Consider the following 14,085-nt stretch of genomic DNA (forward strand, 5'->3'; position numbering starts at 1 on the left):
GCTCAGTAGTTCCAGTCCTGCAGGGCGTCGTTGACGTGGCGGGGGATGTTGGAGCCGGTGCGCGGGTACATCCGCAGCTCCTCGAGGTAGTTCTGCCCCGGCAAGCGCTGCTCGTAGCGCACGAAGGCCTCCTCGTCCGAGTAGTCGAACGCGACCTCCGGGGGAACCCCCGGGCGGAAGCGGAACATCATGGCCAGGGGGGCGCCGGAGCCCTCCACGTAGGAGTCGTCCTTGAGCTCCTGGACCTTCAGCTGCTCCTCCGGAACCAGCTCGAACGTGGGCCGCTGGTCCCAGAAGCCGTTGAGGCGGACGTGCGTGAGAGCGTCGTAGTACGTGCCGAGCGCGCGCACGCGGATCAGCACCGTGGAGACGTCACGCGCGGTGCCGTCCTCCCCGAACAGGTGGCGCTGGGCATCCGAGAGCCGTGCTGTCACGTCCCCCACGCTCAGCACGAGGTTCCCGGTGGCGAGGGCGTTCGGGTCCGCGTCCTGCTCCTGGGCGGGTGCGCGGTAGGAGGGGGACACGTCCGTGGCGGTCGCCAGCTGCGGGGCACCCGAGGGGTCGTCGTCCCCGGACACGCCCGCCTGGGCCGGCAGCAGGGGGTCCTGGGCGTCGGCGCCGAACGCGGACTCGTCCACGTGGGCGGGCAGCTCGTCGGAACCCTCCGGGGCGTGCTGCTCCCCGTGGACCTGGCCGGCGGGCGCGTCCTCGGCGACCCGCGGGTCCTCCCCGAGGCCCTGCTCGAACCGGGCGTCGTCCTCGGCGCCGAGCTCGGCATCCTCGGGGAAGCGGCCGTCCTGCGCGTCGAAAGCGAGCTCCGCGCTCTCCGGAGCTGCGACGGTCCCGGCCGACTCCTGCCCGGTGGAGGGCTGCGCGGCGGAGGCGTCGTGGGCGACCACGGGCTCGGTGGTGCCCGCGGTCAGGACGTCCCCGTCCTCGGCGGGCTCGGCGTGGCCGTCCTCGACCACCCGGACGCTGTCCTCGGCCTCGGTGGGCGCCGCGGCGTCGTCTGCAGCGGCGTGGTCCATGGCGGCGTCGCCCGTGGCGGGAGCGTCATGGGCAACGGTGCCCTGGGTGGACGCGGTGCCGTCGTGGGCACCGGCCTCCCCGGCCGTCCCGTGCTCGTCGGTGCGGGAGTGCCCCGCGCCCGCGAGACCGCCGGCGGCGCCGCCGGCCAGGGCTGCGGCCCCCACCCCGGTGCCCGGGTGCGACTCGGACGCTTGCTCGGCGGGCGCGTGCTCCACCGGCTGCCCGTCACGAGCGTGCTCGGTGGTGCCCGGTACGCCGTGCCGGTCCTGGGAGTCCCCGGAGCGGGCCCGGCCGTGGCTGTAGTGCTCGGTGCGGGACTCCCCGTTGGGAAAGTCATAGCTCACCGTGATCTCGCGCAGCCCGTCCTCCGGCGCCGCGACCACCAGGTCCAGCTGCCGCCACGGCCCCACGGGGGTGCTCATGGCCTGCGTGTAGAGGTCCGCGACGTCGTCGAACAGCGGTGACCCCTGGTCCACCGTGCCGTTCTCGACCTCGTCCTGGGCCTCCCCCACGGCCTGGCGCGTCTGGTGGGTCATGATGTTGCCGGACTGCACCAGCGTGAGCCGCGCGCGGTCCGCTCCGCGGGAGAGCAGCAGCTCCACGAGGTGGTGCAGCGCGCCGTCCTCGGGCAGCGGCTCGGAGGCCGGCTCGGGACGACGGCGCGGGGCCGCCTCACCGGGGGCGGTCTGCTGGGCGGCCTCGTGCTGCTGGCGGCCCGCACCGTCTTCGGGACCGGGCGCGGTGGGCCGGGCCCCCGGGGACGGCTCGGGCGTCGGGGTGTCGTGCTTCGTGCTGCGGAACAGATCTCTCAAACCCACGTGAATGTTTCCCTTCGAAAGCCGGGCTCGGTCTGGTGCTCAGTATAGGTGCGCCGCCCTGCGCGGACGCGGGGAGCACGGAGCTCTCGCGGCGGCGGCTCCGCGGGGCGCTAGAGGTTCTCGGGGCCGAACGCGTCCGGCAGCACCCGGTCCATGGTGCGCACACCGCTCACGGTGAGCAGCTGCATGCCCGGGGCCCGGTGCTCGTAGAGCAGCTGGCGGCAGCGCCCGCACGGCATGAGCACCTCCCCGTGGCCGTCCACGCACACGAACGCCGTGAGCTTGCCGCCGCCGGACATGTGCAGCGCGCTGACCAGGGAGCACTCGGCGCACAGGGTGATCCCGTAGGAGGCGTTCTCGATGTTCGCCCCGGTCACCGTGCGCCCGTCGTCCACGAGGGCCGCGGCACCCACGGGGAAGTTCGAGTAGGGCGAGTACGAGTGCGCGAGCGCGTCCGTCGCGGCCCGCTGTAGCCGCTGCCAGGTGGCTTCGTCCACGGTGTGCTGGTTCTCGGTCATGGTGGCTCCCGTTCCTCGTGCTGGTGGTCGTGGCGGTGCCGGGGCGGTGACGAGCGGCGCCCGGCGGATGGTCTAGGTGGCGCGCGCGGTCGGCGCGCTGCTGGACGTCACCGCGACCCGGCGGTCGATGATGTCCTGCTTGAGCTTCTGGACCTGCTTGTCGAGGGCCTCGCCCACGGTCTTCTGCTGGTCGTGGTACGGCGCCAGGCCCACACCGCCGTTGCCGAGCGTTCCCACGTAGCGGGTGCTGTCGAACCTGCCGTCCGCGGCCTGGGTCACCACCTCCTCCACCGAGGTGGACATGTGCTTGAGCACCGAGGTCAGCAGGAACTCCCTGCCGGCGTCGAGGGTCTCGTAGCCGTCCGTGTCCGGCCAGATGATGCGGACGTCCTTGTCGCCCTTGTTCCCCTTGTTGGCCTCCACCACCGCCTCCACCGTTCCCTCGGAGGCCTCCCCGGCCACGGGCAGCACCACGTCCGCACCGTCCCCGATCAGTTCTGCGGTGGTCCGGCTCGCATCCTCGGTGTCCTGGAAGGAGCTGAGGAACGTGCCCTTGCGGGACTGCCGGTCCCAGCCCAGGACCGTGACGTCCTTCTTGTTCTTCCGGTTGTAGTACGACACACCGTCGGCGAAGCCGTCCATGAACACGGTCACGGTGGGGATGTCCATGCCGCCGTAGGTGGCCACCGTGCCGCTGCGGGTGGTGCCCGCCGCGAGGTAGCCGGCCAGGAACGCCGCCTCCGCGGTGTTGTAGACGATCGGCTTCACGTTATCGGCCGTGACGGAGGCGTCGTCCACGATGGCGAAGTGCCGGTCCGGGTTGGCCGCTGCGACCTTCCTGGTGGTGTCCGCGAGCATGGAGCCCACCGCCACAGTGAGGCCGCAGCCGCGCTGCACCATAGACCGGAGGTTGGGCTCGAACTCCGTCTGGGACTGCGACTCCGCCTGACCGACCGTGATCCCCCGGTGCTCCTCGGCGGCCTTGAGACCCTCCCAGGAGCTCTGGTTGAAGGAACGGTCCTGAAAGCCGCCGTCGTCGGAGACGATGCACCCCGTGAACTCCGAGCCCTCGGCGCTGCCGTCCCCGGAGGAGCCGGACACCGCACCGCAGCCGGTCGCACCGAGCCCGGTGACCCCCGCCAGGGCGAGCGCCAGGGCGCCCCGGAGGTGCCACGTGGTCACGGGGTTCCCTGCTCGGCCTCGGCGGGCTCGGCCGGCGCCGCGGCGTCCGAGAGCTCGCGCACCCGCAGCCGGACCGCCCGCAGTGCCGTGGAGGCCATGACCTGGACGCCGCAGCGGATCGCCTCCTCCTGGGGGGTGTAGTCGGACTGGTGCAGGTCGTAGGTGCGCCCGCCCGGCTCCCGCGTGCCGAGGCGCATCATGGCCCCGGGCACGTGCTGCAGGAACCACGCGAAGTCCTCCCCGCCCATGGACTGCTCCACGAGCAGGATGCTCTCCTCCCCCAGCTCCGCACGGGCCGCGATCTCCAGCAGGGTGGTCTCGGTCTCCCCGTTGACCACCGGGGGCACGCCGCGGATGTGCTCGAGGTCCACGTTCACGCCGTAGGGGGCGGCCACCTGCCCCACGACCTCGTCGAGCATCTCCCCGGCCTGGTACCACGCGTCCGCGTCGAGGCAGCGCATGGTCCCGGCCATGAAGCCGGACATGGGGATGGCGTTGGGGGCCACGCCCGCGTGGATCTGGCCCCACACCACGGCCACGCCCGAGCGGACGTCCACCCGGCGCGAGAGCACCGCGGGCACGTCGATCGCGATCTGGCTCATCGCGTAGACCAGGTCCTCGGTCAGGTGCGGACGGGACGTGTGCCCGCCGCGCCCGGAGAGCTCGATCCGGATGGTGTCGGACGCCGAGGTGATGGCCCCGATCCGGGTGCCCACCTGCCCCACGTCCAGCTTGGGCTCGCAGTGCAGCGCGAACATCCGCGGCACCCCCGCCAGCACGTTCTGCCTGATGATGCTCAGCGCCCCGCCGGGCAGCTTCTCCTCCGCGGGCTGGAACACGATCCGCACGGTACCCGCGAACGGCGAGGAGCGGTGCAGGTCCGCGAGCACACGGGCCACCCCGAGCATCACGGTGGTGTGGATGTCGTGGCCGCACGCGTGCATCACGCCCTCGTTGATGGAGGCGTAGTCCAGCCCCGTGTCCTCGAGGATCGGCAGGGCGTCGATGTCCGCCCGCAGCCCCACCATCACGGGTCCGCGCCCCACGTCCACGTAGCAGCCGGTGCGCTCGAAGCGCACGGGGTGCAGGCCGGAGGCCTCCAGGGCGTTCACGATCCGCTCCGTGGTGCGGTACTCCTCGTAGGACAGCTCCGGGTGCCGGTGCACGTCCCGGCGGAAGCGGATCAGGTCCGGGAGGTAGTGGGAGAGGAGGGGTCCGATCGCGGGGGGCAGCCCCACGTCGTCGGCGGAGGGAAGCGGCAGATCCAACATGAGAGCCAGAGTACCGCCGCCCACGTGAGACGGATCGCATCCCGGGCCGCGCTCACCGGACCCACCGGCCTGGCGGCGCGGGCGGCGCGGGCGGGGCGCCGCGCGGGCGTCGTCGTCCCGCACGGCGGGCCCGGCCGTCATCCGCGGGAACGCGTCACCGCCCGCACCGGGTGCGGGCGGCGGGGCCGGGACGCGCCGGCGCGGGCTCAGAGGACGTCCGTGTCCCCGTTGCGCTTGAGGGAGTCCACGGCGTTCTTCACTCGCTGCGCGTGCTCGGCGGTGGTGACCAGCAGGGCATCGGGCGTGTCCACCACCACGATGTCCTCCACGCCGATCAGGGCGATGAGCCGCCCGGTGTCCGAGACCACGATCCCGGAGGACTCGTCCGCGAGCACCCGGTTGTTCTGCCCCAGGATGGACACCGGCGCCTCCGTCTGCGGGTCCACCTTGTTGAGGCGGTTGATCGCCGCGAAGTCCCCGACGTCCTCCCACGTGAAGTCCCCGGGGACCATGGCCACGTCCCCGGCGGCCGCGGCGGGCTCGGCCACGGCGTAGTCGATGGCGGTCTTGGTCAGGGTGGGCCAGACCTCGTCCACCACGGCGTCGCGCTCGGGGGTCTCCCACGCGTCCGCGATCCGGTCCAGGCCCCTGGCCAGCTCAGGCTCGCTCTCGCGCAGGTAGCTGAGCATGAGACCCACCGGGGCCACGAACATCCCCGCATTCCAGGTGTAACGGCCGCTGGCCACGTACTGGCGCGCTGTCTCCTCGTCCGGCTTCTCCACGAACTGCTCCACGGCCAGCGCGTGCGGCGCCTCCGCGAGCTCGAGCGACTCCCCCGCCTTGATGTAGCCGAACCCGGTGGCCGGGGAGGAGGGGGTGATGCCGATGGTCACGATCCGACCGGTGTCGGCCGCCTGCACCGCCTCCTTCACCACCTCCTGGAACGCCTCCGCGGGCTCCACCACGTGGTCCGCGGCGAACGAGCCGATGATCGCGGTGGGGTCCCGCCGGGCGATCAGCGTGCACGCGAGTCCGATGGCCGCCGCGGAATCCTTGGGGGACGGCTCCAGCACGAGGTCGTCCGCCGTGAGCTCGGGCAGCTGCTCCTGCACGGCACCGGCGTGCGAGCGTCCCGTGACCACCATGATGGGCCCCGCCGAGAGCCCGGCCAGCCGGTCGTACGTGGCGCGCAGCAGCGACGAGCCGGAACCGGTGAGGTCCAGCAGGAACTTGGGGGCGTCCGCGCGGGAGAGGGGCCACAGCCGTGAGCCCACGCCGCCCGCCGGGATGAACGGATGGAATCGTTGCAGTGGCGAAGTCACGACCGACAGTGTACGGCCAGACCCGCGCGGTTCCGCGGATCTCGCGGCTGTGACCTGCCCCCTGCCGGGCGGCGTCCCCCGCCCGGGGGACGCACCCGCGGGCCCACCACCCACGGCGGGAAAACCCCCGGGGAACGACGCCGCCGCGTCCGGTCCGCGCGTCCGCCGCGGTCCCCGGGGACCTCCCCGGGCCCAGGCGCAGCCCCCTCCGGAACCGCCCCCGAGACCCCCGATTCGGGAATGCCGAACTGCGCTAATTCCGCGGCCCCGCGCGGTTTTCGGGATGGCGACACGTTGTCAGTGAACTCCCGGGAGGCTGGTATCTTTGACGAGAACTACCGCATCATCCATGACAGAGCCAGCCAGGGCTCCGCCATCGCCGTGCATCAGCGCGAGAACGCTGCCGTTCTGCACCGATCACCAGTGCGCACGACGACGAGCGACACAGGGAGGACATTCCGTGGCGAACTCATCCAGGGGCACCCTTTACCGCGGCCAGTACGGCATGTGGTCGTGGGTTGCCCACCGCATTACCGGCGTGGCCATCTTCTTCTTTTTGCTGGTCCACGTCCTCGACACCGCTCTCGTGCGTGTATCCCCCGAGGCCTACAACGCAGTGATTGCCACCTACAAGAACCCCGTCATGGGCCTGGGCGAGACCGGTCTGGTGGCCGCCATCGTGTACCACGCCTTCAACGGCCTGCGCATCATCCTGATCGACTTCTGGAAGGGCGGGACCAAGCACCAGAAGGGCCTGCTCTGGGGCGTCCTCGCCCTCTGGGTCGTCGTGATGATCCCCTTCCTTGTCCGTCACCTGTCGATCGTTTTCGGGGGCTGATTCCGTGAGCACTCCTCTCAAGACCAAGATCTCCGTCCCGCGCAGCCGGGACCTCGAGGTGGACGGCGTCAAGTACAACCGCTCCTCCTCGTCCCGCAGCAGCTTCGAGATGTTCGCGTGGCTGTTCATGCGCATGTCCGGCATCGTGCTGGTGGTGCTCGTCTTCGGCCACCTCTTCGTCAACCTCATGGTGGGCGAGGGCGTGCACGCCGTGGACTTCGGCTTCGTGGGCGGCAAGTGGGCCAACCCGTTCTGGCAGGTCTGGGACCTGGTCATGCTGTGGCTGGCCATGCTCCACGGCACCAACGGCATGCGCACCATCATTGACGACTACGCAGGGCGCAACACCACGCGCTTCTGGCTCAAGGTGTTCCTGTTCGTGGCCTCGGCCTTCGTGATCCTGCTGGGCACCATGGTGATCTTCACTTTCGAGCCGTGCCCCGCCGGCGCCGACCCCTCGCTGCTGGCCTCCTTCTGCCACGCCCGGTGACCGGGTGAGCGGCGGGGCCCACGGGTCCCGCCGCCACCGGCCACCCCGGTCCCGCACGGGGACCCCCATCACACTCACCCACGTAGAAAGAACATCTGGTATGCAGGTTCACAAGTACGATGTGGTAATAGTCGGCGCCGGCGGCGCCGGCATGCGTGCCGCCATTGAGTCCGGCCAGCGCGCCCGCACTGCCGTACTGACCAAGCTCTACCCCACCCGGTCCCACACCGGCGCAGCCCAGGGCGGCATGTGCGCGGCCCTCGCGAACGTCGAGGAGGACAACTGGGAGTGGCACACCTTCGACACCGTCAAGGGTGGCGACTACCTGGTGGACCAGGACGCCGCGGAGGTCATGGCCAAGGAGGCCATCGACGCCGTGCTCGACCTCGAGCACATGGGGCTGCCGTTCAACCGCACCCCCGAGGGCAAGATCGACCAGCGCCGCTTCGGCGGCCACACCCGCGACCACGGCAAGAACCCCGTGCGCCGCGCGTGCTACGCGGCCGACCGCACCGGTCACATGATCCTGCAGACCCTCTACCAGACGTGCATCAAGCACAACGTGGAGTTCTTCAACGAGTACTACGTGCTGGACCTCATCATGGTGGACACCCCGGAGGGGCGTCGCCCGGCCGGTGTGGTGGCCTACGAGCTCGCCACCGGTGAGCTGCACGTGTTCCAGGCCAAGTCCGTGGTCTTCGCCTCCGGCGGTGCGGGCAAGGTCTTCAAGACCACCTCCAACGCGCACACCCTCACCGGTGACGGCATGGCCATCGCCTTCCGCAACGGCCTGCCGCTGGAGGACATGGAGTTCGTGCAGTTCCACCCCACGGGCCTCGCGGGCCTGGGCATCCTCGTCTCCGAGGCCGCCCGCGGCGAGGGTGGCATCCTGCGCAACTCGGAGGGCGAGCGCTTCATGGAGCGCTACGCCCCCACCATCAAGGACCTCGCGCCGCGTGACATCGTGGCCCGGTCCATGGCCAACGAGGTGCGCGAGGGCCGCGGCTGCGGTCCCAACAAGGACTACGTGCTGCTGGACCTCACCCACCTGGAGCCGGCGCACATCGACGCCAAGCTGCCGGACATCACGGAGTTCGCGCGCACCTACCTGGGCGTGGAGCCCTACACCGAGCCCGTTCCGGTGTTCCCCACCGCCCACTACTGCATGGGCGGGATCCCCACCGATATCAAGGGCGAGGTCTTCCAGGACTCCGAGACCACCATCCCCGGGCTCTACGCCGCGGGCGAGGTGGCCTGCGTGTCCGTGCACGGCTCCAACCGCCTGGGCACCAACTCGCTGCTGGACATCAACGTGTTCGGCAAGCGCGCCGGCATCTACGCGGCGGAGTACGCGCAGAGCGCCGAGTTCCTGCCCGTGCCGGACGACGCCGAGGCGCGCACCGTGGCGCTGCTGGACAACGCCCGCAGCCCCCACGGCAATGAGAAGGTCGCGGCCATCCGCAAGGACCTGCAGGACACCATGGACCTCAACATGCAGGTGTTCCGCACCGCGGAGACCATCCAGAAGGCCCTCGACGACATCGCCGCGCTCGAGGAGCGCTACGCGAACATCTCCATCCAGGACCAGGGCAAGCGCTTCAACCTGGACCTGCTGGAGGCTGTGGAGCTGGGCTTCCTGCTGGAGCTGGCCAAGGTGATGTCCGTGGCCGCCCTGCACCGAGAGGAGTCCCGCGGCGGGCACTTCCGCGAGGACTTCCCCGACCGCGACGACGAGAACTTCATGGTCCACTCCATGGTCTACGAGGACCCGACGTCCGCCACCGCGGGCATCCGGCAGGAGACCAAGCCGGTGATCATGACCCGTTACGAGCCGATGGAGCGTAAGTACTGATGTCCACTGCAGTGACCGAGAACCAGAACCAGGACGCTCAGCAGCCCGCTCCCGAGGGCGAGGAGAGCATCCCCACGTACGACGTCGTGCTCCGGGTCCGCCGCTACGATCCCGAGTTCGAGTCCGAGGCCCACTGGGACGAGTGGCCCCTCACCATGTACGGCACGGACCGGGTGCTGGACGCCCTGCACAAGGTCAAGTGGGAACTCGACGGCTCGCTGTCCTTCCGTCGCTCGTGCGCCCACGGCGTGTGCGGTTCGGACGCCATGCGCATCAACGGCCGCAACCGGCTCGCGTGCAAGACCCTGCTCAAGGACCTGGACCTGTCCAAGCCCATCACGGTGGAGCCCATCAAGGGCCTGCCGTGCGAGAAGGACCTGATCGTGGACATGGAGCCGTTCTTCCAGTCCTACCGCGAGATCATGCCGTTCCTGGTGAACGAGGACCACACCCCCACCGGGGAGCGGTTCCAGTCCCAGGAGGACCGCGAGCGCTTCGACGACACCACCAAGTGCATCCTGTGCGCGGCGTGCACGTCCTCGTGCCCCGTGTTCTGGACGGACGGGCAGTACTTCGGCCCCGCCGCGATCGTCAACGCGCACCGGTTCATCTTCGACTCGCGCGACCAGGCGGGTGACATGCGCCTGGAGATCCTCAACGACAAGGAGGGTGTGTGGCGCTGCCGCACCACCTTCAACTGCACCGAGGCGTGCCCCCGTGGCATCCAGGTGACCAAGGCCATCGCTGAGGTCAAGAAGGCGGTCTTCGCCTCCGCCCTGTGAGCGCCTGAGAGCAGCGGAAGGCCCCGGATCCCGTCGGATCCGGGGCCTTTCCCGTACCTCACACGGGCTCGGCCCTACCGCGCGTCCGAGGGGGCCGCACTGCTGCCGGACGCCTGCCCGAAGCTCACGGGGGCCTCGTGACCACGGCCCCGGGCGGCGTCGGGAAGCGCCGAGACGGCCACGGCGGTGACCGCGCGCTTCTCCCGCTCGGGCTGGGCGCGCGCGCCCCGGATGTCGGCCTGCACCACGGCCCCGGAAGCTGCGGCCAGCAGCAGGATCTGGCCGTAGAGGTTGAACCACAGCAGCACACCCACGAGCACGGCCGCCGAGAGCAGGTAGGGGTTCTCCCCCGCGCGCCCGATCACCTCGCTGCCGCCGTAGCGCAGCACCTGGGACCCCGCGGCCCCCACCACCACCGTGACGGCCAGCGCCTTGCGGTGCAGCTTGAGCTGCGCGACGCCGCGCACCAGCGAGAAGCTCATGACGCAATCCACCACGAGGCCCACCGCGAAGGTCACGGCGGACTTCACGCCGCCGTCGAGCCACGGCTGCAGGCGGGTGAGCCCGATGTCCCCGAGCCAGCCGATCACGCCGTCCACCGCGCCGGAGGCGAAGACGCTCACGGTGGCGGAGGCCAGCAGCAGCACCCCGATGACCACGAGCCAGCCGAGGTCCCGGGGGACGGCCGCCATGGGCACCCCGGGTGCGGGTGGCAGCTCGAACATGCGGCGGGTGGCCAGGCGCACCCCGGCCACCCAGCGCCACGCGGTGAACAGCAGCACGGCCACGGCCACCGTGGACGCCACGGTGAACGGTCCGGTGTCCTCGAGCAGCCGCAGGGGGATCACGCCGCCGCGTCCGTCCCCCACGTCCAGCAGCCCGGGGATCTTCTCCACGAGCCCGGCCACGAGATTCTGCTGCAGCGGGGAGTTGGTGCCCAGGAACGTGGCCAGTGCCGCGAAGAAGATCACGAGCAGGGCGGTGGAGGCGAAGAGCAACTGGTACGCGAGCCCCGCGGCCATCAGCGGCCCGCCGTGGAACATGTAGTGAGCCACCACCCGGACCGGGAACAGGGCCATGAACCGGGCAAAGAACCACGCGAAGAACGCGCCCACCCGGCGCCCGAGGGGCGCGTGCTCGGCGGCGAGGTCACGCCGCAGGGCCCGCAGCCGCCGGTGCTCGGCCACCAGCCCGGAGCGGTCCACGAGGGCCGGGACCACCGGGGGCGGGTCAGTGCGCACCATGCTCGTTCGCGGTGCGCGCTCCCAGGGCCAGGCTCTGCCGGGGGTGCCAATGCCCCTGGGCGTCCCCCTCGTAGAGGTGCACCCGGTCCACCAGGAAGCCCGCGCGGTACGTGCGCAGCATCTCCTGGGCCCGGTCCAGGGCGGCGTCGTCCGTGCCGTGGGCCAGGGTCACGTGCGGGTGGTAGTCGAAGGGCGAGACCGAGACGAGGCCGTGGCGCGCCAGCGCCGCGTGCAGGGCGGTGCACTGCTCGCGTCCGCGCTCGATGCGCAAGTAGACCACGGGTGTCAGGGGCCGGAAGGTCCCGGTGCCGTTGATCTCCACGTGGAAGGGGTCCTGCTCCGCCAGAGCCTGCCGCACGCGGTCGGCCAGCTGGTCCCAGGGCCGGTCCAGCTCGGTGATCATGAGCGTGATGTGGGGGGCCACGGCGTCCGCCGACTGGTCCTCGAACGAGGCCCGCCAGTCCTGCAGCTCGCGGCCCGTGGGCTCGGGCAGGCGGAGCACGACCCCGGCGTGGACCACGCCCGGGCGCACCGTGGGTGACGGGTGTGCCTCACTCACGCGAACCTCCTCGTTGCGGCCGCGTCCCACACTATCCCACCCCCGCGGACCCCACGGCGTCTCACGCGGCGGGCAGGAAGCCCATGCGCTCGTAGACCTCCGCCACGGTGCGGGCGGCGATCTCCCGCCCCTTCTGCGCGCCGCGGGCCAGCAGGCGGTCCAGCTCGGCGGGGTCGTCGAGCAGCTCCTGGGCCCGCTTCTGGATGGGGTCCAGGGTCTGGGTGACCACCTCGGCGAGGTCCACCTTGAGGTGGCCGTACATCTTGCCCTCGTACTGCTCGACGAGGGTCTCGACCGGGGCCCCGGAGAGGGACGAGTAGATGGTGAGCAGGTTGGAGACCCCCGGCTTGGCCTGGCGGTCGAAGCGCACCTCGGTGCCGTCGTCCGTGACCGCGGACCTGATCTTCTTCGCGTTGACCTTTGCGGGGTCCAGCAGCCTGACGAGCCCGGCGTCCGACGGCGCGGACTTGGACATCTTGGCCGTGGGGTTCTGCAGGTCGTAGATCTTGGCGGAGTTCTCCAGGATCTTGGCGTCCGGCACCTCGAACGTGGCCCCGAAGCGGGAGTTGAAGCGCTGCGCGAGGGTGCGGGTGAGCTCCAGGTGCTGGCGCTGGTCCTCCCCCACCGGGACCTGGTTGGCCTGGTAGACCAGGATGTCCGCCGCCATCAGCACGGGGTAGGTGAACAGCCCCACCGTGGTGTTCTCCGCGCCCTGCTTCACGGACTTGTCCTTGAACTGGGTCATCCGGGCGGCCTCGCCGTAGCCGGTGATGCAGTTGAGCACCCACGCGAGCTGGGTGTGCTCGGGCACCTGGGACTGGATCAGCAGCGTGGAGCGCTCGGGGTCGATGCCCGCCGCGATGTACTGCGCCGCCGTGACCCGGGTGCGCTCGGACATCGTGGCGGGATCCTGCCCGGTGGTGATGGAGTGCAGGTCCGCCACGAAGAACACGCAGTCGTTCTCGTCCTGCATGTCCACCCAGTTGCGCAGCGCGCCCACGTAGTTGCCCAGGTGCAGGGAGTCCGCGGAGGGCTGCACACCGGAGACCACGCGCGGGATCCGGTTCGTGGGGGTGCTCTGTTCGGTCATGGTCTTCCTTCGATCGCTGCGGGAGGGGCGGCCCCGGGGGCCACCGGTGAGGGATGTGGGCGGTGGTGGACCCGGTGCGCGGCACCGGGCCGTGCGGCGTCGTCGTCCGCGGTGCCGTGCCCGGTCCCGGACGGGGGACGGGAGGAACCGGGCGGGTGCCGGGCTCAGTCGAGGGCGTAGTCCACCACGAGCGGGGCGTGGTCCGAGAAGCGGACGTGGTAGCTGGCGGCGCGGTCCACGGTGGCGCTGCGGGCGCGCGCCGCAAGGCCCGGGGTGGCCATGTGGTAGTCGATGCGCCACCCGGCGTCCGTGTCGAACGCCTTGCCGCGGTAGGACCACCACGTGTACGGGCCGGGGACGTCCCCGGCCAGGCTGCGGGCCACGTCCACGTAGCCCACGTCCCCGAAGAAGCGGTCGAAGTACGCCCGCTCCTCGGGCAGGAAGCCCGCGTTCTTCACGTTGCCCTTCCAGTTCTTGATGTCCCGCTCGGTGTGGCCCACGTTGAGGTCCCCCACCACGAGCGCGTGGTCGGAGCCCTGCGCGAGCTGCGGCAGGCGTGTGAGCATCGCGTCCATGAAGCGGTACTTGTCCGTCTGCTTGGGGGTGTCCACCTCGCCGGAGTGCACGTAGGCGGACACCAGGGTGAGGGTCTCGCCGTTGGGGAGCGTGACGTCGTTCTCGATCCAGCGCCCGGAGTCGTCGAAGTACTCCTCGCCGATCCCCACGCGCGCGGCGGTGGGCAGCAGGGCGCTGTCGAACGCGTCCCGGCGGGTGGCGATGGCCACGCCCGCCCGGCCCTTGGCGGCGGCCTCGGTGTGCTGCACGTCCCAGACGTCCTCGTCCAGCAGCTCGCGCGTGATCTTGTCCGGCGCGCGCACCTCCTGCAGGCACAGCAGGTCCACGCCGCGCGGCGCGAGCCAGTCCGCCATGCCGCGCCGGTACGCGGCCCGGATCCCGTTCACGTTCACCGTGGCAATGCGTACGCTCTGTCCTGACTGCGCCATGCTGGGAGTGTCTCCTCGAATCGTGGGTCGTGTGCTGGTCCCGCGGGCACGCGTCTTGCGGGCCTGCGAACGGCGGGCGACGACGC

13 protein-coding genes are annotated in these 14,085 nt (G+C 71.0%); 4 read left to right on the top strand and 9 right to left on the bottom strand.

The window, feature by feature from the left end:
- Window positions 1–2 precede the first annotated feature (2 nt).
- From KRH_RS08785 to KRH_RS08805, 5 genes are all read right to left on the bottom strand, one after another.
- Window positions 3–1,847, bottom strand: coding sequence for a hypothetical protein (locus KRH_RS08785; RefSeq protein WP_012398853.1), 1,845 nt, complete (start codon window positions 1,845–1,847; stop codon window positions 3–5).
- Window positions 1,848–1,957: 110 nt separating this feature from the next.
- Window positions 1,958–2,365 (bottom strand): cytidine deaminase, encoded by a 408-nt coding sequence (locus KRH_RS08790; RefSeq protein WP_041297399.1) that lies wholly within the window; start codon window positions 2,363–2,365, stop codon window positions 1,958–1,960.
- Window positions 2,366–2,437: 72 nt separating this feature from the next.
- Window positions 2,438–3,547 (bottom strand): BMP family lipoprotein, encoded by a 1,110-nt coding sequence (locus tag KRH_RS08795; RefSeq protein WP_012398855.1) that lies wholly within the window; start codon window positions 3,545–3,547, stop codon window positions 2,438–2,440.
- On the bottom strand, window positions 3,544–4,818 hold the full coding sequence (locus tag KRH_RS08800; protein ID WP_050738063.1) for an amidohydrolase: 1,275 nt from the start codon (window positions 4,816–4,818) through the stop codon (window positions 3,544–3,546). The genes KRH_RS08795 and KRH_RS08800 overlap by 4 nt, the downstream gene beginning before the upstream one ends.
- Window positions 4,819–5,024: 206 nt before the next feature.
- A complete protein-coding gene (locus KRH_RS08805) occupies window positions 5,025–6,140 on the bottom strand; it encodes a mannose-1-phosphate guanylyltransferase (protein WP_012398857.1) in 1,116 nt (371 codons plus the stop codon).
- A 460-nt stretch (window positions 6,141–6,600) separates the two neighbouring features.
- On the opposite strand from KRH_RS08805, the gene sdhC reads away from it, so the two are divergent.
- From sdhC to KRH_RS08825, 4 genes are all read left to right on the top strand, one after another.
- Window positions 6,601–6,978: a succinate dehydrogenase, cytochrome b556 subunit gene (gene sdhC, locus KRH_RS08810; protein WP_012398858.1), complete on the top strand. Its 378-nt coding sequence runs from the start codon at window positions 6,601–6,603 to the stop codon at window positions 6,976–6,978.
- A 4-nt stretch (window positions 6,979–6,982) separates the two neighbouring features.
- Complete coding sequence (locus KRH_RS08815; protein WP_012398859.1) at window positions 6,983–7,468, top strand: succinate dehydrogenase hydrophobic membrane anchor subunit; 486 nt, start codon at window positions 6,983–6,985, stop codon at window positions 7,466–7,468.
- Window positions 7,469–7,568: 100 nt separating this feature from the next.
- Window positions 7,569–9,320 (top strand): succinate dehydrogenase flavoprotein subunit, encoded by a 1,752-nt coding sequence (sdhA, locus tag KRH_RS08820; protein WP_012398860.1) that lies wholly within the window; start codon window positions 7,569–7,571, stop codon window positions 9,318–9,320.
- Window positions 9,320–10,102, top strand: coding sequence for a succinate dehydrogenase iron-sulfur subunit (locus KRH_RS08825; protein WP_012398861.1), 783 nt, complete (start codon window positions 9,320–9,322; stop codon window positions 10,100–10,102). Before sdhA ends, KRH_RS08825 begins: the two co-directional genes overlap by 1 nt.
- A gap of 74 nt (window positions 10,103–10,176) precedes the next feature.
- On the opposite strand, the gene KRH_RS08830 is transcribed toward KRH_RS08825, so the two are convergent.
- From KRH_RS08830 to KRH_RS08845, 4 genes are all read right to left on the bottom strand, one after another.
- A complete protein-coding gene (locus KRH_RS08830) occupies window positions 10,177–11,346 on the bottom strand; it encodes a YihY/virulence factor BrkB family protein (protein ID WP_012398862.1) in 1,170 nt (389 codons plus the stop codon).
- Entirely contained in the window at window positions 11,333–11,905 is a 573-nt protein-coding gene (locus tag KRH_RS08835; protein WP_041297400.1) for a 2'-5' RNA ligase family protein, read from the bottom strand. Before KRH_RS08835 ends, KRH_RS08830 begins: the two co-directional genes overlap by 14 nt.
- Before the next feature lie 61 nt (window positions 11,906–11,966).
- A complete protein-coding gene (gene trpS / locus KRH_RS08840; RefSeq protein ID WP_012398864.1) occupies window positions 11,967–12,995 on the bottom strand; it encodes a tryptophan--tRNA ligase in 1,029 nt (342 codons plus the stop codon).
- A gap of 164 nt (window positions 12,996–13,159) precedes the next feature.
- Window positions 13,160–13,999, bottom strand: coding sequence for an exodeoxyribonuclease III (locus tag KRH_RS08845; RefSeq protein ID WP_012398865.1), 840 nt, complete (start codon window positions 13,997–13,999; stop codon window positions 13,160–13,162).
- Between the last annotated feature and the right edge of the window lie 86 nt (window positions 14,000–14,085).

It is taken from the genome of Kocuria rhizophila DC2201 (genome assembly GCF_000010285.1).
Lineage (GTDB): Bacteria > Actinomycetota > Actinomycetes > Actinomycetales > Micrococcaceae > Kocuria > Kocuria rhizophila_A.